Annotated in this window: 20 protein-coding genes, 1 other RNA gene, 2 pseudogenes and 1 riboswitch; of the genes and pseudogenes, 21 read left to right on the top strand and 2 right to left on the bottom strand. The window is 47.8% G+C overall.

Annotated features, from left to right (window positions below; genetic code table 11):
• Positions 1 to 148 precede the first annotated feature (148 nt).
• From D081_RS04825 to D081_RS04785, 9 genes and pseudogenes are all read left to right on the top strand, one after another.
• The gene (locus D081_RS04825; protein ID WP_085022991.1) at positions 149 to 1,147 is read left to right on the top strand and encodes a deoxyguanosinetriphosphate triphosphohydrolase; all 999 of its coding nucleotides are present in this window, start codon (positions 149 to 151) and stop codon (positions 1,145 to 1,147) included.
• A 327-nt stretch (positions 1,148 to 1,474) separates the two neighbouring features.
• Positions 1,475 to 3,271 (top strand): DNA primase, encoded by a 1,797-nt coding sequence (dnaG, locus tag D081_RS04815; protein ID WP_085022989.1) that lies wholly within the window; start codon positions 1,475 to 1,477, stop codon positions 3,269 to 3,271.
• Positions 3,272 to 3,309: 38 nt separating this feature from the next.
• Positions 3,310 to 4,044 (top strand): annotated as a pseudogene (locus D081_RS13090) (sigma-70 factor domain-containing protein); the annotation flags it as partial.
• Positions 4,045 to 4,368: 324 nt separating this feature from the next.
• Positions 4,369 to 5,088, top strand: a pseudogene (rpoD, locus tag D081_RS13010) (RNA polymerase sigma factor RpoD); the annotation flags it as partial.
• A 299-nt stretch (positions 5,089 to 5,387) separates the two neighbouring features.
• On the top strand, positions 5,388 to 6,065 hold the full coding sequence (locus D081_RS04805) for a class I SAM-dependent methyltransferase (RefSeq protein ID WP_085022988.1): 678 nt from the start codon (positions 5,388 to 5,390) through the stop codon (positions 6,063 to 6,065).
• Complete coding sequence (locus D081_RS04800) at positions 6,062 to 6,880, top strand: Nif3-like dinuclear metal center hexameric protein (RefSeq protein WP_085022987.1); 819 nt, start codon at positions 6,062 to 6,064, stop codon at positions 6,878 to 6,880. Before D081_RS04805 ends, D081_RS04800 begins: the two co-directional genes overlap by 4 nt.
• 21 nt (positions 6,881 to 6,901) lie before the next feature.
• Positions 6,902 to 7,534 carry a thiamine phosphate synthase gene (gene thiE, locus D081_RS04795; protein ID WP_233127425.1) on the top strand — a complete coding sequence of 211 codons (633 nt, stop codon included), beginning with the start codon at positions 6,902 to 6,904 and terminating at the stop codon, positions 7,532 to 7,534.
• A gap of 81 nt (positions 7,535 to 7,615) precedes the next feature.
• Positions 7,616 to 7,967, top strand: an RNA gene (gene rnpB, locus D081_RS04790) — RNase P RNA component class A.
• A gap of 31 nt (positions 7,968 to 7,998) precedes the next feature.
• A riboswitch (cyclic di-AMP (ydaO/yuaA leader) is annotated at positions 7,999 to 8,163 on the top strand.
• Between the two features lie 17 nt (positions 8,164 to 8,180).
• Positions 8,181 to 8,831, top strand: coding sequence for an NlpC/P60 family protein (locus D081_RS04785; RefSeq protein ID WP_198941954.1), 651 nt, complete (start codon positions 8,181 to 8,183; stop codon positions 8,829 to 8,831).
• 112 nt (positions 8,832 to 8,943) lie between these two features.
• Here the strand turns inward: D081_RS04785 and folB are convergent, their stop codons facing one another.
• Entirely contained in the window at positions 8,944 to 9,306 is a 363-nt protein-coding gene (folB, locus tag D081_RS04780) for a dihydroneopterin aldolase (protein WP_085022984.1), read from the bottom strand.
• A 74-nt stretch (positions 9,307 to 9,380) separates the two neighbouring features.
• Positions 9,381 to 9,740, bottom strand: a complete 360-nt coding sequence (locus D081_RS04775) for a hypothetical protein (protein WP_085022983.1) — start codon at positions 9,738 to 9,740, stop codon at positions 9,381 to 9,383.
• Positions 9,741 to 9,869: 129 nt separating this feature from the next.
• On the opposite strand from D081_RS04775, the gene D081_RS04770 reads away from it, so the two are divergent.
• From D081_RS04770 to fliG, 12 genes are all read left to right on the top strand, one after another.
• A complete protein-coding gene (locus D081_RS04770; protein WP_085022982.1) occupies positions 9,870 to 10,925 on the top strand; it encodes a nicotinate phosphoribosyltransferase in 1,056 nt (351 codons plus the stop codon).
• A gap of 218 nt (positions 10,926 to 11,143) precedes the next feature.
• Positions 11,144 to 12,247 carry a DNA-processing protein DprA gene (dprA, locus tag D081_RS04765; protein ID WP_085022981.1) on the top strand — a complete coding sequence of 368 codons (1,104 nt, stop codon included), beginning with the start codon at positions 11,144 to 11,146 and terminating at the stop codon, positions 12,245 to 12,247.
• A gap of 13 nt (positions 12,248 to 12,260) precedes the next feature.
• Positions 12,261 to 14,576, top strand: a complete 2,316-nt coding sequence (topA, locus tag D081_RS04760) for a type I DNA topoisomerase (RefSeq protein ID WP_233127424.1) — start codon at positions 12,261 to 12,263, stop codon at positions 14,574 to 14,576.
• Positions 14,569 to 15,879: a methylenetetrahydrofolate--tRNA-(uracil(54)-C(5))-methyltransferase (FADH(2)-oxidizing) TrmFO gene (gene trmFO / locus D081_RS04755; protein ID WP_085022980.1), complete on the top strand. Its 1,311-nt coding sequence runs from the start codon at positions 14,569 to 14,571 to the stop codon at positions 15,877 to 15,879. The genes topA and trmFO overlap by 8 nt, the downstream gene beginning before the upstream one ends.
• A 217-nt stretch (positions 15,880 to 16,096) precedes the next feature.
• Complete coding sequence (hslV, locus tag D081_RS04750) at positions 16,097 to 16,639, top strand: ATP-dependent protease subunit HslV (protein WP_085022979.1); 543 nt, start codon at positions 16,097 to 16,099, stop codon at positions 16,637 to 16,639.
• 19 nt (positions 16,640 to 16,658) lie between these two features.
• Complete coding sequence (gene hslU, locus D081_RS04745; protein ID WP_085022978.1) at positions 16,659 to 18,053, top strand: ATP-dependent protease ATPase subunit HslU; 1,395 nt, start codon at positions 16,659 to 16,661, stop codon at positions 18,051 to 18,053.
• 173 nt (positions 18,054 to 18,226) lie between these two features.
• Positions 18,227 to 19,018: a GTP-sensing pleiotropic transcriptional regulator CodY gene (codY, locus tag D081_RS04740; protein WP_085022977.1), complete on the top strand. Its 792-nt coding sequence runs from the start codon at positions 18,227 to 18,229 to the stop codon at positions 19,016 to 19,018.
• 305 nt (positions 19,019 to 19,323) lie between these two features.
• Entirely contained in the window at positions 19,324 to 19,737 is a 414-nt protein-coding gene (gene flgB / locus D081_RS04735) for a flagellar basal body rod protein FlgB (RefSeq protein ID WP_085022976.1), read from the top strand.
• Between the two features lie 51 nt (positions 19,738 to 19,788).
• Positions 19,789 to 20,247, top strand: a complete 459-nt coding sequence (gene flgC / locus D081_RS04730) for a flagellar basal body rod protein FlgC (RefSeq protein WP_085022975.1) — start codon at positions 19,789 to 19,791, stop codon at positions 20,245 to 20,247.
• A 13-nt stretch (positions 20,248 to 20,260) separates the two neighbouring features.
• Entirely contained in the window at positions 20,261 to 20,563 is a 303-nt protein-coding gene (gene fliE / locus D081_RS04725) for a flagellar hook-basal body complex protein FliE (RefSeq protein ID WP_027397501.1), read from the top strand.
• Between the two features lie 44 nt (positions 20,564 to 20,607).
• Positions 20,608 to 22,197, top strand: coding sequence for a flagellar basal-body MS-ring/collar protein FliF (gene fliF, locus D081_RS04720; RefSeq protein WP_085022974.1), 1,590 nt, complete (start codon positions 20,608 to 20,610; stop codon positions 22,195 to 22,197).
• 11 nt (positions 22,198 to 22,208) lie between these two features.
• On the top strand, positions 22,209 to 23,225 hold the full coding sequence (gene fliG, locus D081_RS04715; RefSeq protein ID WP_085023152.1) for a flagellar motor switch protein FliG: 1,017 nt from the start codon (positions 22,209 to 22,211) through the stop codon (positions 23,223 to 23,225).
• Positions 23,226 to 23,257: the final 32 nt, after the last annotated feature.

Raw genomic sequence — 23,257 nt, 5'->3', positions numbered from 1 at the left:
ATATTATATCATAGATAAATAATTTTGTGTATAATGTTTTTGTATTATAACCCCGTAACCCTTGACATGATGGGGCTAAAATGTTAAACCATAAAATGAGACTAATTTAGTATGATTTTTGTTCTTATATAAAAAGGCGGTGGATTATATGAAGGTCAGGGAGCGTACCGAGGAAAATGAATACCAGATGTTGTCCCCTTTGGCGGCCAAAAGCCGTGATGCCCAGCGGGAGCGTCCGGAGGAGGACTGCGAATTTCGTACCAGATTCCAGCGGGACCGGGATCGGATTATCCATTCCAAGGCCTTCCGCCGTCTAAAGCACAAGACTCAGGTCTATATAATTTCCGGGGACCATTACCGTACCCGTATGACCCATAGTCTGGAGGTTTCCCAGATAGCCCGTACCATTGCCCGCAGCCTGCGGCTTAACGAGGATTTGACGGAGGCCATTGCCCTGGGACACGATGTGGGGCACACTGCCTTTGGCCATGCCGGGGAAGCGGCTCTTGACCGTCTGACGGGGCACTTTGCCCATAACGAGCAGAGCCTGAGGGTGGTAAAATATCTGGAAAAGGGTGGCAAGGGACTGAATCTTACCAAGGAAACGATGGATGGCATTGAGCACCATAGCGGTGCTGTGAAGCCTTTTACTATGGAAGGAAAAATCGTTCATTGGGCTGACCGTATTGCCTATCTCTGCCATGATTATGATGACAGCATGCGGGCGGATATCTTAAAGCCGGACAGCCTTCCGTCGGTGGTAATTGACCGTATCGGCACCGATACCTCCAAAATGATTACGGCCATGGTATCGGATATGATCCGTTCTTCCGAAGCGGCCCAGGACATTGTTTTTTCTGACTCCATGACCGAGGCCATGAGAATTTTCCGGGAATTTATGTTCAATAATATATATCACTCGGACAGGCTGGCTCAGGAAAGGGGCCAGGCTGTGTTCGTCATTGAACAGCTCTTTAAGTATTTTATGGAAAATCCTGATAAAATGCCGGCCGAATTTCTGCAGCGGCAAAATCAGTGGGGGCTGGAGCAGACCGTGGTGGACTATGTGGCCGGCATTACCGACAGCTACGCAGTACAGATGTTTAATGATATTTTCATGCCACCTGTGGGAGTTATGGTTAAATGATAGGCTAAAAAGACTGGACTTGATACATTAATATGATTTTGTCAATATAACTCGGCAAAAAACTCTCGCCTCGTTGAAACACTAAGTAGAATATTTCCCATGTGAAATGGGAAATTTTGAACGATTGCGTTATAAAAAAAGGATATTTTGAATTTATATGGAATATTAACAGTGCAAGGGATTTGAATCAGGCTGAAGAAAAAATCGCAGAAATTGCAGGATTTTTGTTTTTGGCCGCGAAATATACCTTGGTATCTTTGTGGAAACCACTGTATATGTATGACAAATCTTTGCGCTGTTTTTATGCGTTGGAAAAGGATGATACACATGGCAACCTGGCTGACAGATGAATTCGTGGAAAGAGTTCGGTCAGAATCAGACCTTGTTTCTGTAATCTCCACTTATGTACCGCTAAAGCGCAAAGGAAAACAGTTTTGGGGCTGCTGCCCTTTTCACAATGAAAAGACACCTTCCTTTGCTGTGACCCCCGAAAAAGGGTTTTTCTACTGCTTTGGCTGTCACGCAGGTGGGGATGTTTTTAAGTTTATATCCATGATAGAGAGCATTTCCTACAAGGAAGCCATTATTTTTCAGGCGGAGAAGCTGAATATTCCCCTTCCTGAAAGACAGCGGAGTCCTGAGGAAATAGCCCGGGAGGAGAAGCTGAAAAAGCTTCGGGAGGCCCACGAGCTGGCCGGAAAGTTTTTCCATAATTGTCTTACCATGACCAAATATGGAGCAGCCGGTCTGGAATATTTCCATCATCGCGGTATAAACGACAATACAATAGAAGAATTTAATCTTGGTTTTGCTCCTGATGCCTGGGATAAGCTGACCACAGCCTTTGCCAAGCGTGGCATTGATACAGAGCTTTTACTGGAAAGTGGGCTGGTGGTCAAGCGTCAGAAGGGTCAGGGTGAGTACGACAGATTCCGCAACCGGGTCATGATTCCAATTATGGACGAGCGGGGCAGGGTGTGCGGCTTTGGCGGCCGTGTCATTGACAACGGCAACCCGAAGTACCTCAATTCTCCTGAGACAGTTCTGTTTAACAAGCGCAGGCTTCTCTTCGGATTGGATAAGGCTCACCGGGCCATAGCTCAGGAGGGTTTTTCCCTTGTGGTGGAAGGCTATATGGATGTTATTTCCGTGGCGGCGGCCGGCATTAAAAATGTGGTTGCTTCTCTGGGAACAGCATTTACCGTGGACCAGTGCAAAAAGCTGCTGAGATATGCTCCTGCTATTTATTTCTGCTATGACAGTGATAATGCCGGGCAGGAGGCTATTGAAAGAGCCATTGGCATAGCTGCTGAAACCAGTGCTGTTATCAAGGTGGTGCAGCTGCCGGATTGCAAGGACCCAGATGAATACATCAGAAAGCACGGGGCTGAGGACTTCAAAAAGGTTATCAGCCAGGCCGTTTCCGTGGTGGAGTTCCGCCTGAAGCATATAATGGCCCACAGTGATGTATCCGGGCTGGAGGGAAGGCTTAGGGCCCTGTCGGAAATGCTGCCTGTATTGGCCACCATAAAGAATACTGCCGAGCGTTCAGCTTACGTATCCAGGGTGGCACAATTGCTAAGTGTGTCAGAAAATGATATACTTGTAGAGTTAGGCAAAAAAAGCCGTTGGGCTGGCAGTCAGCATGGCAATACCAAGGCTATGAGAAGCGTGGTACGGCAGGTGGATGATGCCGGACGCCGGGCAGGCAGGGTAATTATTCGCATGGCATGGGATGAGCCCGCCATTTTGGACCATTTTGCAAGCCTGGTGCCTATAGAGTCGGTGCCTGACGATATTCACAAAAAAATATTGATAGCCCTTATGGGAAAATTCAGGGCAGGCGAGAAGATAAGCGATATTATGGGGTTGGCCAATTTAGGCGACGAGGCAGTGGAGGAATTGTCCAGGGCTGTTGTCGAGGATTTGGGAGAAGAGGACCGCTCCGTACTATATGAGGCTTGTGTACGCCAATTGCGCAAAAATTATCTGGTGAGCCAGTATGAAGTGCATTCAAGGAATGCCGAGGAGCTATATCGGCAGGGTGATGCAAAATATTTGGAGGAGCTGGCTGCCAGTCAGAAAATAAAAAATGAAATGGATGAATTACAAGGTGTTAACTGATAATCAAGTATCAAATTTTTGAGAAAGGAGGTTTATCAATGGCTGAGAAAAAGAAAAATACTACCACTACTGAACAGGAAGAGACCAAGGCGGCAGTAACCCAGAAGAAGACAAAGACAAGCAAGGCAGCAGAGACTGCAGAAAAGAAAACTGGCAAGACTGCAGCCAAAAAATCTACCAAAACTACATCAACAACCCAAAGTGCAGCAGCCAAGAAAACAACAACCAAGGCTGCAGCAACTACAGAGAAGGCTACCACCAAGGCAGCAACCAAGAAAGCTACGGCTGCAAAGGCTGCCAAGAGTGAAAAGCCGGCTAAGACAACTAAAACCACCAAGAGCACTAAAGCTAAGGAGAGCGCTAAGGCCAAGGCTTCAGATGAAGCAAAGGTTACTGTGGAAGATAACCAGGAGATGGAAACAGGCAATTTAGCGGATTTAGTGGAGCGTGCCCGTGATAATGGGAATAAGATAACAGCAGGGGAGATTATGGAAGCTTTACAGAAACAGGATATATCTCCAGAAGAGCTGGATGAGATCATTGTGGACAAGTTCAGTAAGAATGGTGTGGAAGTTTCTTTTGACGATAACGATTCGGACGATGATGTTGATAAACCTGAAGATGAAGAAGACGTCGACGTTGAGGTAGGTATTAACATACCTGACGGTGTGAATATAGATGACCCGGTTCGTATGTATCTGAAGGAGATTGGCCGCGTGCCACTTCTCACAGGTTCTGAGGAGAAGGAATTGGCAGAGCGCATGGAGGACGGCGTTTCTGCAGAAATACGCCTGGCTGCCGATGAGGTGGTCAAGCAGGATGTCCAGGCAGGTCAGGACAGTGTAAGACCACTGTCTGAATGGACTGAGCTGCTGAAGCTGGATAACAACGATGTTACCCGCAAATATCTCCATATTGAGAGCGACAGCGTTAATGCTATTGTGGATCAGTACAAGGAGGATATTGATGGGCTGGATGACTTTGACAGTGAGCTGTTCACCACATATAATGAGGCCCTGGGCTATGCAGAATATGAGGTGGAGCCACTTTCCAAGACTGATATCATCGCCATGAATACCGCCAAGGCCTTTGGTGAGGACGCACAGAAGCGTCTGGCTGAGGCCAACCTTCGTCTGGTAGTAAGTATTGCCAAGCGTTATGTGGGCCGTGGCATGCTGTTCCTGGATCTGATTCAGGAGGGCAATCTGGGTCTGATTAAGGCTGTAGAGAAGTTTGACCATACCAAGGGGTATAAGTTCAGTACCTATGCTACCTGGTGGATCAGACAGGCCATTACCAGAGCTATTGCGGATCAGGCCAGAACCATCCGTATTCCGGTTCACATGGTTGAGACCATTAACAAGCTGATTAGGGTTACCCGTCAGCTGGTGCAGGATCTGGGTCGTGATCCGAAGCCTAACGAGATTGCCAAGAAGATGGACATCAGCGTTGAGCGGGTTCGTGAAATCATGAAGATTGCCCAGGAGCCAGTTTCACTGGAAACTCCTATTGGTGAGGAAGAGGATTCCCATCTGGGTGACTTCATTGAGGACCATGATGCACCGGCTCCGGCAGAGCAGGCTTCCTTCATGATGCTGAAGGAGCAGCTGGCAGAGGTATTGGATACCCTTACTGAGCGTGAACGCAAGGTATTGGTGCTCCGCTTTGGTATTGAGGACGGCCGGGCCCGTACCCTTGAGGAAGTGGGTCAGAGCTTCGGGGTTACCCGTGAGCGTATCCGTCAGATTGAGGCCAAGGCCCTCAGAAAGCTGCGTCATCCTACCCGCAGCAAGAAGCTGAAGGATTTCCTTGACTAAGCTCAGTATATATCGTTAATATTCAAAGGGGACTGCTTATGCCGTCCCCTTTACTGTTTTATATTAGGCAGTGGGGCTGTGTTTTTCGCGACGGTCCCGGTTCTAAAACTTTTTCTTGCATTTATATAGTGAAAAAAACATAACTCGCTTCGCCCTTACAGGACAAGATTTGCGTCGCTCAGACAAATGATTTTTTTCACTAATATTAAGGTTTAGCAATAAAAAGTTTCTTTACGTACCGTGCCGTATTGCTCAAAACCTCAACCCCACTGCCCTTAATAAACAAAAGAGGTGACAAAATGTTAGATGACCGTTTACAGGCGGTGGCGGATTTTGTTCCACCAGCTTCCAGCGTGGCGGATATTGGCACCGACCATGCCTATCTGGCCATTGAATTATATAAGGCAAACAATGATCGTCTGGTTATTGCTGCTGACCTGAATGAAGGCCCCTGTCAGGCGGCCCGCCGCACCATTGCGGATGCAGGGCTCAATGGGGAAATTGAGGTTCGGCAGGGTGATGGTCTGGCTGCTCTGAAGCCCGGCGAGGTTGAGACTGTGTGTATTGCCGGCATGGGGGGCAAGCTGGAGGCAGATATTCTGGCAGCCCAGCCCCAAGTTGTGGAGCAGCTGAAATGTCTGGTGCTCCAGCCACAGAATGGCTTTGAGTATCTCCGCCAGTGGCTTTATGACCACAAGTGGCATATTGAGGACGAGACCCTGGCCAAGGTGGACGGCCGTGTTTATCAGATTATAAGGGCGGTGCCGGGAGAAACTGCGCCCCTTACGGAGCCGGAGCTGATTTTGGGACCGGTCCTGATTAAGAAGCGTCCCCTTCTGTTTAAGGACCATGTGGAAAATAATCTGGAGCAGCTGGAGAAAATCCGCCAGGGGTTAAAAAAGGGTGGCGAACAGACCAGGGGTAAGCTGGCGGAAACTGAAGCCAGGATAAAGCTGTTGGAGGGGTATTTAAAATGAAGTGTCAGACTATAATGGGCATTATGGAGAAGCTGGCTCCAAAGAAGCTGGCGGAGCACTGGGACAACCCGGGCCTTCAGCTGGGAAGCCCGGAGCAGGAAATTACCAAAATACTGGTTTGTCTTGATGTGAGCCAGCCGGTGGTGGAGCAGGCCATTGAGCTGGGGGCGGATATGATTATCAGCCACCATCCGGTTATGCTGTTTAAGGGCTTGCTCAGCATCAGAACCGATACCTACGATGGTGCCATGCTGCAAAAGCTCCTGTCCCATAACATTGCCGTTTATTCAGCCCATACCAATCTGGATATAGCCCAGGGGGGCTGTAATGATATTCTGGCCAAGCTGTGGGGGCTGGAGCAGGTTGAGGGGCTGGCAGTGACGGACCCCGATACGGGGGATTGTCTGGGAAGGATAGGCTGTCTGCCAGTATCTGTTTCCGTGGAGGATTTTGCCCAAAAGCTATGCAACACCTTGCCATGCAATCATGTGCGCCTGGTCAAGGGCGGCAAGGCTATGGTACGGAAGGTGGCTCTGTGCAGCGGGGCTGGCTCGGACCTTATCAGCAAGGCAGTCTTTAAGGGCGCGGATGTGTATGTTACGGGTGACTTGAAATACCATGAGGCCCAGCAGGCCTTTAAGCAGGGAATCAACATTATTGATGCCGGTCATTTTGCCACGGAATTTCCTATGGTAAAGGCAGTGGCCGATTATCTGCGTCAGGAGCTTTCCTCCATGAAGCATGGAGCAGACATCCAGGTGTGTGAGGACAATTTATCTGAGGATTTCTTCCAGGTAGTAAGCAAGAAAGGATAAATCATGAAACGACAGGAGACTATGGCCCTATTTAAAGGCTTTCCAATTTATGGGATTACATCGGAGAAAAATTCTCTGGGACGCAGTAATTATCAGGTGGTCAAGGCAATGCTGGAGGCTGGAATTCGCTTCGTCCAGTATCGGGAAAAGGAAAAGAGCGGACTGGCCCGATATGAGGAATGCCTTGAGCTTAGAAAGCTGACCCGTGAGTATGGTGCAGCCTTAATAATTGATGATTTTGTGGATTTGGCCATGGCAGTTGAAGCCGATGGAATTCATGTGGGGCAGGATGATTTGCCTGTCGAAATTGTCAGACAATTAGTGGGTAAAGACATGGTTATCGGACTTTCGACCCATTCTCCGACCCAATTGGAGGCAGCAAATAAGCTAAAAGATATTATTGACTATGTGGGAGTGGGACCGGTCTTTGCAACGCAAACCAAGGCCACTGCTGAGCCAGTGGGCTTTTCCTACGTGGAATATGCAGCGAAAAATTCTTCTGTGCCATTTGTAGCAATTGGTGGCATAAAAGCCCAAAATATTTTTCATGTATGGGAACATGGTGCCCGAAATATGGCTGTAGTCACTGAAATTACACAGGCTGAGGATATCGAACAAAAAATACAGAAATTACTCAATATTATCAAAAGGTAACCAGCACAATATCATTATATGACCAATTTTGACCTATATAATTTGACACCATTTTTTCATGGTGATATAATTACGGTGTTATGAGCGTGAAAGACAATCGCTGACTATGTTTGTAGTTTGAGGAAAGTCCGGGCTCCACAGGGCAGTGTGCTGGATAACGTCCAGCGAGGGTGACCTTAGGGAAAGTGTCATAGAAAAGGAAACCGCCCGGTTCGCCGGGTAAGGGTGGAAAGGTGCGGTAAGAGCGCACCAGCAGTCAGGTGACTGGCTGGCTTGATAAACCCCACATGGAGCAAGACCGAATAGGGAAGGATATGAGGCGGCCCGCTGACCTTCCGGGTGTGTCGCTAGAGCTGTCAGGCAACTGGCAGTCCAGATAAATGATTGTCACCGCTTTTGCGTAACAGAACTCGGCTTATTGATCACTCATAGCATTTTACAATCTAATATAATGGGCATACATATCTATAATAAAGCCTAATCCAGCCCATGGAGCGGGGGAACCAAATTTTTGGGGTGAATGAAAATCAGCTGTTGCAGCAAGGATGCTGCATAAGTGGATCTTAAAGGGTAGTCTTTCTCAACCCTAACCCGACAGCTAACCTCGTAGGCGCATAGAGAGAGGAGTGTCTTTTTGGGTAAGTTTATGCGCATATTTGCGCTATCCATGATGTTTGTGTGCGTTTTTTCCGTGTGCAACGCTTCCGCGTTTCGTATGGGAGACCAGGGAAGTGAGGTAGCAGAAATTCAGGGTCAGTTAGCTAACCTTGGATATGATGTTTCAGCTGATGGTGATTTTGGACCGGCTACTGTGGAAGCAGTAAAGATGTTCCAGAGCAATCTGGGTCTTGATGCTGATGGTCTGGTTGGCCCTTCTACCTACACCGCTTTGATGGGTAGGGAGATGCCACAGGTTAGCCGTAGCTTTAATTCCATTTCCCGCCGTATCATTTCCGATTCAATGAACTACATTGGTGTACCTTATGTGTTCGGTGGTACGTCTCCAGGTGGTTTTGATTGTTCCGGTTATGTACGCTATGTATTTGCCAATGCTGGAATTTATCTTCCACGCACTGCAGATGCACAGTATGAGGTTGGCATGCCAGTATCCCGTGGTGAGTTGATCCCAGGTGATCTGGTATTCTTCTCCACTTACGATTATGGTGCATCCCATGTTGGTATCTATCTCGGCGATGGTTCCTTCATTAATGCATCTTCCAGCCGTGGTGTTGCTGTAGATTCCCTGTACAGTGGTTACTGGGGCTCCTGCTACATCGGCGCACGCAGAGTAATTTAAAACTTCTTTTGGCGGAGCTAAATGCTCCGTCTTTTTTTGTCGATAAAAATTGTGTTTTTGCAGCAATAAAAAGACCTGCACCGGGAAGTACAGGTCCTTAAAAATGCATTCATTATTCAGCTGTGCGGGTAACCTCAACCTCAACATAGTCCAGGGCACCGGAGATAGGTACATACTGCTTGCGGATGGTTACCTTAACCTCGGCCACAACAGGGCTGTGGGCAATGAGCTTATCACCAATATGGCCGCCCAGAGCCTGCAGCAGATGGAATTTCTTGTTTTCTACTGCATCCTTTACTATGGAGTAAATGGTGCTGGAATTGATGGTGTCAGCCACGTCATCACTATCCACTACCTTGTCGGTCTTGGTGGTTACTTCCACATCAAAGTAGAATTTCTGGCCCTGCTCACGCTCGTACTCGTACTGGCCGTGAAAACCGTAAAACATCATGTTTACTATTCTAATTTTTGCCACGAAAATCAACTCCTTAGATTATATTCTCATATAGTGATTACTTCGCCAAAGGAATTCTTTTTCCTGCTTAAAAACTAGATATTTAAAAACTCTTTTTCAATGCTGTCGGCAATGGCCTTTAATCCCCAGGGCTGCTCCTTTAGGCGGAATACAGCCTTTCTCAGCTGGTGCAGGGTGGCCCCTACTATCACGTCTGTATGGGGAACACTGAGATTTACGGTTCCTGCGGATACGGCGGCCTCAGCCCCCTGGCTTAGCATGGTCTGCTTCAGGATGTTGGCGGCCCTGGTGTCCACGTCTGTAATTTTAAAGCAGCGAAAAACCAGCTTTTCCTTCATTATTTCTATGCCCCGGGAGGAAACCCTGATGGCCTTTAATTCTTCCTCCATGTCCGTTGTATTGGCAGTGGATAAGGCTATTATTTTGCTGTCCATGGGAAAAACTCCTTATTTCATTTGCGTTTATTGATGTTTTCATTGTATCATAAGACAGTACGAGATTAAATAAAGCTGGTTTCTTTAATTAGTGCTGAAAACCAGTTTAATTTTTAGGAGGCATATTTTATGACTAAGAAGCGGCTTAATCCAGAAAGCTTTGATTTTCCGGTAGATGAGATTAAGAGCGGATTGTACAGTGACATATATTTTCTCCGCACCCAGGAGATTCTGAACCACGCTGATTATCATCCAACAGTAACCATGCAGATTTTCCAGCGTGATTATGCTACCCTCTGTGGTATTGACGAGGCCATTGCCCTCATTAAGCGTTGTGCTTATCATCCGGAGCGGATAAAAATCCGTGCCCTTCATGACGGAGATAAAATCGAGCCGTGGGAAACCGTTATGACCATTGAAGGTGATCTGGCGGATTTCAGCCATCTGGAAACCGTATATCTGGGTATTATTGCCCGCCAGACCAAGGTGGCCACCAACTGTGCCAAGGCTGTTGAGGCAGCCAACGGCAAGCCGGTATTGTTCTTCCCTTCCCGCTTTGACCATTATGCGGTTCAGAAGGGGGACGGATATGCAGCCAAAATCGGCGGCATGACCAATGTTTCCACTCCTGCCAATGCCCTGACCTGGGGAATTGAGGCAGCTGGTACCATTCCACATGCCCTTATTGCAGCCTGCGGCGGTGATACACTGAAGGCAACGGAAATGTTTGATAAGTACATCGACCCTAAAATCGGCCGTGTAGCCTTGGTGGATTTCAATAACGACTGTGTTGGCACCAGCCTGAAGGTAGCCCGTGCTTTGGGTGACAAGCTATACGGTGTGCGCCTTGATACCTCCGACAAGATGGTGGACAAGTCCCTTATTGGTCAGATGGGTCACTTTAAGCCAACCGGCGTAAACGAGCAGCTGGTTCGCAATGTCCGTGAGGCACTGGATGCAGAGGGCTTTAACCATGTAAAAATCATGGTTTCCGGTGGCTTCAATCCTGAGCGTATCCGTCTCTTTGAGACCAATAATGTTCCTGTAGATGTATATGCTGTGGGCAGCAACATCTTTGCTACCAATGCGGATTTCACTGCCGACATTGTATTGGTTAACGGCAAGCCATGTGCCAAGGCTGGCCGGGCATTTAGCGACAACCCAAGACTTGAGGATGTGGATTAAGCTATGGGTGATGTTATCATCTTAATACTGGTGTTCCTGATGGTACTCTATGCATATTGGGACAAGCTTTTTACAAAATAATGTATTTTTGGGGCGGGCTGTAATTTATTGCAGCCTGCTTTTGTTATATTGTTAATAAAATATATAAAAACTCTTAACAAAAAGTAAAATATTTACTATTATATATTTACAAACTAAAGTATAGAGGTTGAATATATATGGAAAAATATTACTTAGGAGTTTTACAGAATATTCCGGGAATGACTACGGGGATTTTAGAAGGGCTTTTGGAGATATTTAAAAACGGGGAGGCAGTTTGGCAGGCCACGGAAGGGGAGCTGGCTGAAACAAAGCTGTTGACGGAAAATAAAACAGCCAGCTTCCTGGAATTTCGCCGTGATAATTCCCGCTGTCCGGAGAAACTGGCGGAAAGCTGTCAAAAAAATCATATAAAGCTGGTCCATAAGGATGATGAGGCATACCCTATTTTATTGAAGGAAATCTTTCAGCCCCCTCATATTTTATTCTACAAGGGGCAGCTGAACAATGAATGGCCGCGGCTGGCCATGGTGGGGTCACGAAAAATTAGCCCATATGGACGGGCGGCTGCGGAAAGATTTTCCTGCGGGCTGGCATCCCAGGGGATTACAATTGTTAGCGGAGCCGCATACGGTATTGATACGGAAAGCCATAAAGGCGCATTGTCCGTGAATGGAATTACGGAGGCGGTTCTGGGCTGTGGGGTGAATGTGGTCTATCCCCGTTCCAACAGAAAGCTTTTGGAGGAAATTGCAGAGAGGGGGGCTGTGATTTCCGAATACCTTCCCGACAGCGAGCCCAATAAATATACCTTTCCGGCCCGCAACCGCATTATTGCAGGAATGTGCCGGGGGACCCTGGTGGTGGAAGCAGCGGAACGAAGCGGTGCCCTTATTACGGTGGAGCATGCCATCAGCTCCAACCGTGATGTTTTCGCCGTTCCAGCCGGGATTTTTACCCAGGGCAGTCTTGGCTGCAACCGGCTGATTCAGCATGGAGCCAAGCTTGTACTTGACATTAGCGATATAATATCAGAGTACAGTGATTTTATAAAAAACAAGACTTTGTCAGAAAAAAATGATAATATGGAAAAGAAATTTGCATTATCGGAGGATGAACAGCGTATTTACAGCCTGCTTACCCCTGATAAGCCATTATCCATTGATGAAATAATATACAATTTACATGGCAGCAGCCCTGCCAACGTAGCCTTTTTGCTTCTCCAGATGGAAATACGGGGGATAATACAGAGTAATGAGGCTCATTCGTATGTAAGGAAATAAAGGGGGACATTTTGTGACTGCAACGCAAAATGAAGACGTTAAGAAAAAGAAATCAACAGCAGTGAAAGCTGCTGCTAAAAAGACCACTGCCAAAAAAGCTGCTGGAAAAACTGCCAAAAAGACTACTGCCAAGTCAAAGAAGTCCAAGGATACCAAGAGTACCCTTGTGCTGGTGGAGTCTCCAACCAAGGCCAAGACCATTGAGCGTTATTTGGGCAAGGGGTATGTGGTAAAGGCGTCCATGGGGCATCTCCGTGACCTTCCCAAAAGCCAGTTTGCCATTGACGTGGATAACAACTTTGAGCCAAAGTATATAAATATCCGCGGTAAGGGTGACCTTATCAAGGAACTGAAAAAAGAGGCCAAGAAGGCTGATAAAGTATATCTGGCAAGCGACCCGGACCGTGAGGGTGAGGCCATTGCCTGGCATTTGGCCCATATTTTTGATATCGACAGCAGCTCTGACTGCCGTATTGTATTTAATGAAATAACCAAGCCGGCTATTCAGGCAGCTGTGAAGGAGCCGCACGCCATTAATCTGGATATGGTGGATGCCCAGCAGGCCCGCCGCATGCTGGACCGTATTGTGGGCTACAAGCTGAGCCCGCTCCTTTGGCGCAAGGTCAGAAAGGGTCTGAGTGCCGGCCGTGTGCAGTCCGTTACTGTAAAGCTGATTTGTGACAGGGAAAAGGAAATCAGGGATTTCGTTTCCGTGGAATATTGGACAATTGGCACCAAGCTGAAAAAGGGCACCTCCCATCAGTTTGATGCCGAGCTTTCCCAGATCAACGGCAAGAAGCTGGAAATCAGCAAGGGTGATGAGGCCAAGGAGATTCAGGAGAAAATGGAGGCCTGCAAGTGGATGGTGTCTGACATCAAGGAGCGTCAGGCCACCCGCAAGGCGGCTCCTCCGTTTACCACCTCCAGCCTTCAGCAGGATGCAGCAAGAAAGCTGGGCTTTACCTCCAAGCGCACCATGATGGTTGCTCAGCAGCTCTATGAAGGTATTGATTTGGGACGTAAGGGCCCTGTGGGTCTCATAACATATATGCGTACCGATTCTGTGCGTATTTCCGAGCAGGCCCAGCAGGAAGCCAAGGAATATATTCTGGAAAACTTTGGGGAGAAATATTATCCGGTCAAGGCCAATGTTTATTCTGTTGGCAAGAAGGCCCAGGATGCCCATGAGGCTATCCGTCCTACCAGTGCCATGCTGGTACCACAGCAGATTGAGAAATATCTCAGCAAGGACCAGTTCAAGCTGTATCAGCTTATTTGGCAGCGTTTTGTGGCCAGCCAGATGGTTCCTGCCCTGTTTGACAGACTTACTGTGACCATTAAAAATGATGGCAAGGCCAAGAATATCAAGGACGAATTTACATTGAAATCCACCGGCTCCAAGATGAGGTTTGCCGGCTTTACAGCCGTTTATACCATGGCAGATACCAACGATAAGGATGTTATTCTGCCGGAGATGGCTGTTGGTGATGATATTAATCTCTTTAAGGTTAATCCTGTTCAGCACTTCACTGAGCCACCACCGCGCTATAATGATGCGTCTCTGGTTAAGACTCTGGAGGAAATGGGGATTGGACGCCCAAGCACCTATGCTCCTATTATTGAAACCATATTGGCAAGAGGCTATGTACAGCGTATCAGCAAGTCCTTCCAGCCGACAGAGCTGGGTGATATTGTGGTGGATATGCTGAAGGAATACTTCAAGGATATTGTAGATGCCAAGTTTACCGCTGATCTGGAGGGCAAGCTGGACAGCATTGCCGTGGGCAAGGTAGATAAAACGGATCTTCTGCGTGAATTCTACGGACCATTTGCCGAAACCCTGGAAAAGGCAGACGAGGCCATTGGCCATGTGGAGCTGCCTGTGGAGGTTTCCGATGTGCCATGTGATATCTGTGGCCGTATGATGGTAGTGAAGCAGGGCCGTTTTGGCAAGTTCCTGGCATGTCCTGGCTTCCCGGATTGCCGCAATACCAAGGCTATATTGAAGGATACAGGTGTGAAGTGCCCTAAGTGCGATGGTCATATTGTGGAGAGAAAATCCCGCCGTGGCAAGGGCTTCTTCGGCTGCAACAAATATCCTGAGTGCGATTTTGTCAGTTGGGATGCTCCAATTCCGGAGCCATGCCCAGAGTGCGGTTCACTGCAGCTGAAGCACTACTACAGAAATGGCCGTGGCCTGATTTATTGCTACAATGCAGACTGCAAGACCAGAATTGACCATCCAATTAACAAGGAGCTTTTAAAGCAGGCCAAGAAGGCCCAAAAGGCAGAGGCGGCCCAAAAAGCACAAGAGGAACAGAATGGATAAAATAATTGTTGTTGGCGCCGGCATGGCAGGCAGTGAGGCTGCCTGGCAGGCCGCCAGCAGAGGAATAAAAGTTGATTTATACGAGATGCGCCCGGTGAAGAATACCCCGGCCCACAAGACGGACCTGTTTGCGGAGCTTGTTTGCAGCAACTCCCTTCGGGGTGCCGGCCTTGAAAATGCTGTAGGTGTTCTCAAGGAGGAAATGCGCCGTCTGGGCTCCATTATTATGGAAGCGGCAGATGCTACCAAGGTTCCCGCCGGTGGTGCATTGGCGGTGGATAGGTTGGGCTTCAGTCAGTACATAACAGACAAGGTCAGCAACCATCCGCTTATTAATGTAATTCATAAAGAACTGGAAGAAATTCCGTACGAGGAAAATGCCGTTACCATCGTGGCCAGTGGTCCGCTGACTGAGGGGAAGCTGGCTGAGAATATCGGTGAGCTCATGGGGCAGGAATATCTGTATTTTTATGATGCAGCTGCTCCTATTGTGACCCTGGAATCCGTGGATATGACCAAGGCCTGGAAGGCCTCCCGTTATGGCAAGGGTGAGGCTGCCTATATCAACTGCCCAATGAACAAGGAGGAATACCATGCTTTTTGGACAGAGCTGGTAAATTCCGAAAAGGCACCGACCCATAATTTTGAAAAGGAAAAATTCTTTGAGGGCTGCATGCCGGTGGAGGAAATGGCCTCCAGAGGGGAGGATACCCTGCTGTTCGGCCCGCTGAAGCCGGTAGGCCTGGAAAATCCGGCAGATGGCAGGCTGCCATATGCCGTGGTTCAGCTCCGTCAGGACAATGCTGATGGAACCCTTTACAATATTGTAGGTTTCCAGACACATTTGAAATGGCCGGAACAGCGACGGGTGTTTGGCATGATTCCGGGACTGGAAAATGCAGAATTTGTCCGCTATGGTGTTATGCATCGGAATACCTTTATTAATTCTCCGGAAACCATGCGTCCTACTATGCAGTTTAAGGGGAATGACCATTTGTTCTTCGCCGGGCAGATGACCGGGGTAGAGGGCTATGTGGAGTCCGCTTCCTCCGGCTTGGTGGCTGGCATCAATGCGGCCCGTATCTGTAATGGGCTGGAGCCGGTGGTGTTCCCGCAGGAAACCGCCCACGGTTCCTTGTGCCACTACATTACTACTGCACCGGCCAAGCACTTCCAGCCTATGAACGTGAATTTTGGTATCATGTCCCCGATAAAGGAAAAAATCCGGGACAAGAAGCTGAAGAAGCAGCGCATCGCCGAGCGAGCTTTAGCAACTTTGGAAGAGTTTAAACAGAACCTGTAAAAGTAACAGGCAAGGGACTGTTACTTTCGCCCGGTCTCTCGACTAAAACCATTTTTTACATTTTAATTAGCATCAAGAAAAATCCAAACTCGCTTCGCTCAAACAGTGGATGTTTTCTTGATGTGTAAGTAAGTAAAAAATAGTTTCTTTACGTCTCGTGACCTAATTGCGAAAAGCAATCAGCCCCTTGCCATGACACATTAAATAGGAGATTCTTATGGAAACACAATTTCATGCAACAACAATAGTTGCAGTTAAGCATAATGGCAAAACCGCCATCGCCGGCGATGGCCAGGTGACCTTTGGTCAGAACACCATTATGAAGGCCAGTGCCCGCAAGGTACGTCGCCTTTATCATGGGAAGGTGCTGGCCGGATTCGCTGGTTCCGTGGCGGACGCCTTTACCCTTTTTGAAAAATTCGAGGCCACATTGGAGGCCTACAACGGCAATCTGCCAAGAGCGTCCGTGGAGCTGGCCAAGCAGTGGCGCACTGATAAGGTGCTGCGTAAGCTGGAGGCCCTGCTTTTGGTGGCTGACAAGGAAAATCTGCTGATGATTTCCGGCAACGGTGAGGTTATTGAGCCGGATGGCGGCGTGGGTGCCATTGGATCAGGCGGCTTTTATGCCCTGTCTGCTGCCCGGGCTTTGGTAAAGCATACAGAGCTGTCTGCAGCTGAAATTGCCAAGGAAGCCCTGACCATTGCGGCAGATATTTGCGTATACACCAACCACAATATCAAGGTTGAGGAACTGGACTGATTAACGGAGGATTTTTTGTATGAACGAACAGACTCCAAAACAAATTGTTGAGGAATTAGATAAATACATTGTGGGGCAGAAGGCTGCCAAGCGGTCTGTTGCCATTGCCCTGAGAAACCGGTGGCGCAGCCGTCAGCTGGACAGCGAAAGCATGAAGGATGACATTATCCCGAAGAACATTCTCATGATTGGTTCCACCGGTGTAGGCAAAACTGAGATTGCCCGTCGTCTGGCCAAGATGGTCAAGGCTCCATTTATCAAGGTGGAGGCCACCAAGTTTACTGAGGTGGGCTATGTAGGCCGTGATGTGGAATCCATAATCCGTGATCTGGCAGAGACCGCTGTTCGCATGGTCCGTTCCTCCCGTTTGGAGGAGGTACAGGAAAAGGCAGCAGAAATGGCCGAGGAGCGTATTTTGGACGTTATGGTTCCACAGCCAAAGAAATCTGTTGTTAATCCATTCGGCCAGCTTTTTGGTGGCTCCACCGAGGATGAGGCGGAAGAGGATAACGAGGGTGAGCCAAAGCAGTATCAGGCAGGCCGTGAATGGTGCCGTAAAAAGCTGCTGGCCGGCGAGTATGAAGACAAGCTCATTGAAATTGATATTGAGGACAACAACAAGCCGATGGTTGGCATGTTTGCCGGCTCATCACTGGAGGGTATGGGTGACAACCTTCAGGATATTATTGGCAGCATGATGCCGAAGAAGCACAAGAAGCGGAAGGTCACTGTGGAAGCAGCCCGCAAGCTGTTCCAGCAGGAGGAGGCCATGAAGCTGGTGGATATGGAAGAGGTTACTGAGGAAGCTGTCAGAGTTGCGGAAAACAGTGGTATCGTATTCCTGGATGAAATTGACAAGGTGGCCTCCAGCGGTGGTCACGGTAGCAATCACGATGTGGCCCGTGACGGCGTACAGCGTGATATTCTGCCAATCGTGGAGGGCTCCACTGTCATGACCAAGTATGGTCCGGTAAAGACCGACCATATCCTCTTCATTGCAGCCGGTGCTTTCCATACCTCAAAGCCATCAGACCTGATTCCGGAGCTTCAGGGCCGCTTCCCAATCCGTGTGGAGCTTACCTCCCTCGACAAGGAGGACTTTAAGCGTATCCTCACTGAGCCACAGAATGCCTTGATTAAGCAGTATCAGGCTCTTATGGGCACAGAGGGCATTGAGCTGGAGTTCACTGATGAGGCCATTGACTGTCTGGCAAAGCTGGCCTGCGACGTAAATAACCAGAATGAAAATATCGGTGCCCGCCGCCTCCATACCATTTTGGAGAAGCTGCTGGAAAATCTTTCCTTTGATGCTCCGGACATGGAGGAAAAGCACGTTGTAGTGGATGAGGCCTACGTGAAGGAAGCTCTTTCTGAAATTGTAATTAATCAGGATGTCAGTCAGTTTATTTTGTGATAAATGCATAATAATATCTTGAAATTGCAAATGTATCAAAAACGAATAAAATTTTAAATATAAAAAATACGCACAAAAAATATTACAAATTATGTGCGTATTTTTATTTTTTGTGGTAGAATAACATGTACTAAAAGTAGGACGAAAAAATATTCACTAGGAGGTAAAAGAGTATGGCTACTCTTTTGGAGAGAACGAGAAAGATTAACAGAGTATTGCAGCGGTTCCATAATGTGGAGTACAGGGAAATATCCACCGTACTCAGCAATGTTATTGATGCAAATGTATATATTGTAGATACAGAGGGCAGCATTTACGGTTATGCCTTTCAGGATGATTTTGAATGTGACCTGATGGTTGACAATGTTGTGGCTGTGGGCAGGTTCCCCCGCCATTATGTAAACTGGCTTAACAAGATCGATGAGACCTCAGCCAATCTTCGCTCCAAGTCCGGTCTTTGTGCGTTCGTGGATGGCAGTGAGACCAAGTGCAAGTTCCATGGCAAGAACACCACTATTGTTCCGATTTACGGTGTTGGTGAGCGTATTGGTACTTTGGTAGTAGCAAGGTACAATGAGGACTTTACCAACGATGACCTTCTCCTGGCCGAGTATGGCGCAGCTGTTGTGGGCATGGAAATGCTTCACGACCGCTCCAGAAGAAATCAGGAGGAAAGCCGTAAGAAGGAAACTGTTCATAATGCTCTAGAATCACTTTCGATTTCTGAAAAGCAGGCTACACTGAGTATTATCCGTGAACTGGATGGAAACAACGGTGCGGTTAATGCCTCGAAGATAGCGGATAAGCTGGGAATTACCCGTTCTGTGATAGTCAACGCATTGAGAAAGCTGGAATCTGCCGGTTTGGTTGAGCCAAAGTCCCAGGGTATGAAGGGGACCCATATCAGGGTGCTGAACGAATACCTTTGGCAGGGCATCGAGGAGCTGGCTAAGGAAACAAACTGATGACAACGGATTGTTATCAAATGTGACGAAAATAAGAGCAGGGAGCTTGTATTCTTTAGGTTGCAATCTCCTTGTTCTTTTTTAATATAAAATATAATTAAATTTCACTATATTAACTTATAAACTATAGTGGACTTTAGTCACAATTCCCTGTGAAATATGGAAAAAACATGGAAAAATCTTCTTGAATTTCAACAAATATGTTAGAATAGACAAGGATTTTTTAATTAGATGTAGAATGTAAGTAGTGTACCGAATTATGCATTTTTGAGTTTTTAGATATATTTTTAGGAGGATATGAGCCCATGTTGGATCAGATTTTTAATACCTCTACCATGGATTATCTGTCCCGAGGTATGTCGGCGGCAAATCTCAGACATGAAGTAATCAGTAATAATATTGCCAACGTCAACACTCCTAAGTTTAAGAAAAGTGACGTTGTGTTTGAAAGCCTTTTGGCCAAGGAAATGGGGCTGGACAAACAGCTGGGCCTTGAGATGGTGCGTACCCATGACCGTCACATGCCGATTCCTATGCGGGAGCGGGCGGAGGCTGCTGTAGTTATGGACGAAAGTACCATAATGAGAACAGACAAGAATAATGTGGATATTGACAAGGAAATGGCAAATATGGCCAAAAACCAGATTTACTACAATGCCATGACCAAGGAAATGGGCAGCTTTATTCAGCGGTTAAAGACCACTATTACCAGCAAATAAGCAATCAACAGCGTGAATTAATTCTTTTATATATAATGAGGAGAACAGCTTATGAGTATGTTTGGCGGCATAGATGCAGCTGCTTCCGGTTTGACAGCTGAGCGTCTCAGAATGGATGTAATATCCAACAATATTGCCAATGTTAATACTACCCGCACTGAGAACGGTACCCCGTTCAAGCGCAAGTTCGTAGTATTTGAGCCTAGAGAAATGCACAACAAGAATTTTGCCCGTGTGCTTTCGGGTGAGATTTCCAAGTCAGAGTTTGGCAAAAAGGCTGGCGATGGTGTGCGTGCCGTGGCTATTCAGGAGGACACAACTCAGGGCAAGCTCGTATATGATCCTGGCCATCCGGACGCCAATGCGGATGGTTATGTTGAGCTGCCAAATGTTAACATTGTAAATGAAATGGTAGACATGATTACTGCTTCCCGTGCCTATGAAGCAAATGTTACTACCATCAATGCAGCGAAGAGTATGGCTTCACAGGCCTTAAATATCAGTAAATAAATGAGGTGACATAATGCAGATAGAAGCATTAAAGATGACTCCGGTGTCCATGCATGCTGAGAGTCATTTGGGTGAGACCCAGGAAGCTCCTGTTGTCAAGACCTTTGGTGAGTACCTCGGGGATGCCCTTGGCAATGTAAATGCCTTGGAAAAGGAATCCGAAAAAATGAACGCCCTTCTGGCAGCCGGACGGGTAGAAGATATATCTCAGGTTGTAGTGGCAGCTGAAAAGGCTGATATCGCATTGCAGCTTACCCTTCAGGTTCGCAACAAAGCTGTGGAGGCTTATCAGGAAATTATGCGCATGCAGGTATGATTTCTTGGTAAAATCAGGCAAAACACAGCGAAGGGATTGAGAGAATGGGCGAGTGGAAAGAAAAATACCTTCAGCTTTGGGAAAAAACCACTAAGAAACAGCGTTACATGGCTATCGGCGGTATTGCACTGCTGGTGCTTCTCATAATCGGTGCCAGCTTCATGTATGGCGGCAAGCCAGATATGGTTCCCTTGTTTACCAATATGGAGACAAAGGATGCTGGTGAGGTAGCGGCAAAGCTCAAGGAAACTAAAGTAGAATACGAGGTTCAGGAAACAAAGCAGGGCACCACCATACTGGTACCTTCTGCCAATGTTCATGAAGCCAGACTGCAGCTTGCTACCGAGGGACTCCCTCGTGGTAACAAGGGCTTTGAGATTTTTGATGACAGCAAGCTGGGCGTTACTGAGTTCCAGAACAAGGTCAACTATCTTCAGGCATTGCAGGGTGAGCTGACCCGTACTATCGAACAGATTGAGGCTGTAGAAAAGGCCAGAGTGCACATCGTGCTTCCGGAGGACAGCCTTTACAAGAAAAACGAGAAGCCGGCGACAGCATCCATTATGCTGAAGCTGAAAATGAACACTCAGTTAAACAAAAAAGAAATCAAGGGCATTGTCAACCTGGCTTCCAACAGTATCCAGGGGCTTTCGCCTGAAAATATTACTGTAGTTGATGAAACCGGCAGGATTCTGAATGATCCGGACGAGGACGAGGAAAACAGCGTAAGTGCCAAGACCATGACCCAGCTGGAAATGACCCGCAAGGTTCAGGACCGCATGCAGAAGGATGTTCAGACCATGCTGGATCAGGCTTTGGGTGAAGGACGCTCCTATGTCCGCGTAAATGTTGAGCTGGACTTTGACCAGCGTCAGACTGATACCCAGACCTTTACTCCTGTAGTAGACGATTCCGGTATTATCCGCAGTGAGCAGACTGTAAATGAATCCTACAATGGGACCTCCAATACTCCTGGCGGTCCGGCCGGCACCCAGTCCAATGTGCCTGGCTATGTGGCTACCGAGAATAACAGCAATGCGCAGTATTCAAAGAAGGAAACCACCAAGAATTATGAAATTAACGAGGCCAAGGCGAAGACCATTGCTTCTCCGGGCTCCATCAAGCGTGTAAATATTGCCGTTCTGGTAAATGACGACATCACTCCTGCCCAGCAGGAGAGCATTTCCCGTTCTGTATCCTCTGCTGTGGGCATCAATCCGGACCGCGGTGATACCGTATCCGTTGAGCCATTGCCATTCAGCACCGAGCTGGCTGACAGACGTGCTGCCGAGGAGCAGGCTGAGAAGGACCGTCAGGCCAGAAATATGTACATTGCCATCGGTTTGGTTCTCCTGATAATCGCCCTCATAGTTTTCTTCTATATCAGAAGAAAGCGGGAACAGGAGCGTTTGGCAAGAGAGGCTGCCGAGGAGCAGGCAAGACTGGAAGAGGAAGAGAGATTGCGTTTGGAAGCAGAGCGTGCTGCTGCTATTGAGGCTGGTACTGTTGAGCCTGATGAGCTCACTCCAGAGGAGCAGGAACACATCAACGAGCGTCAGGTTATCGAGGAACTCATCCGTACCAAGCCTGCCGAGATTGCTTTGCTTGTTAAGACTTGGCTGTCGGAGGATTGATAACTATGGATATGTATGGTGACAAGGAACCGGAATTATCTAATCAGCAAAAAGCTGCGGTTCTGTTTATAACCCTCGGCCCTGAATATTCTGCCATGCTGTTCAAGCATATGAACGACGAAGAAATCGAAAAGCTGACCCTGGAAATTGCCAATCAGAAGCAGGTTTCTCCGGAGCAGAAGAGAGCCGTAATCAGTGAATTTTATCAGATGGCCATGGCCAAGAACTACTTGTCCTCCGGTGGTCTGGAATATGCACAGAACGTCCTGGAAAAGGCACTGGGCTCCGAGAAGGCTTCTGCAATTATCAGCCGTCTCACCACCAGCCTTCAGGTTCGTCCATTCGACTTCCTGCATAAGACTGACCCAAGCCAGCTGTTAAACTTTATTCAAAACGAGCATCCTCAGACCATAGCCCTGATTATGGCCTACTTGGATCCGGATCAGGCCGCTACCATCCTGGCTTCCCTTCCTACGGAAAGACAGGCTGAGGTTGCAAAAAGAATAGCCATCATGGACCGTACCTCCCCGGAGGTACTCCGTGAGGTTGAGAGAGTCTTGGAGCGCAAGCTGTCTGCACTGGTAACTCAGGACTTCACCGATGCCGGTGGTGTTAAGGCTATCGTAGAAGTATTGAACCGCGTAGACCGTGCTACTGAAAAGGGCATCGTAGATGCTCTGGAAGTAGACAATCCGGAGCTCACCGAGGAAATCAAGAAGCTCATGTTCGTATTCGAGGACATTGTAATGATCGACGACCGTTCGCTGCAGATGGTACTCCGCGAGGTGGACACCAAGGATCTGTCCTTGGCCCTCAAGGCTACCAATTCGGACGTTCAGGCCAAGGTCTTCAAGAATATGTCCAAGCGTGCCGGCGATATGCTGCGTGAAGAAATCGAGTACATGGGCCCTGTTAAGATTCGTGACGTTGAGGAAGCTCAGCAGCGTATCGTAAATGTCATCCGTCGTCTGGAAGAGAAGGGCGAGATTGTAATTTCCCGTGGAAAGGGTGACGAAATGATTGTCTAGGGTGCTGAAAGGTGTCGTTTGGCAGGAGGACC

Origin of the sequence: Anaerovibrio sp. JC8, assembly GCF_002100115.1 — a bacterium.
Classification (GTDB): domain Bacteria; phylum Bacillota; class Negativicutes; order Selenomonadales; family Selenomonadaceae; genus Anaerovibrio.
The sequence above is the reverse complement of the archived record's forward strand: the minus strand, read 5'-3'. Positions and strand labels throughout refer to the sequence as shown.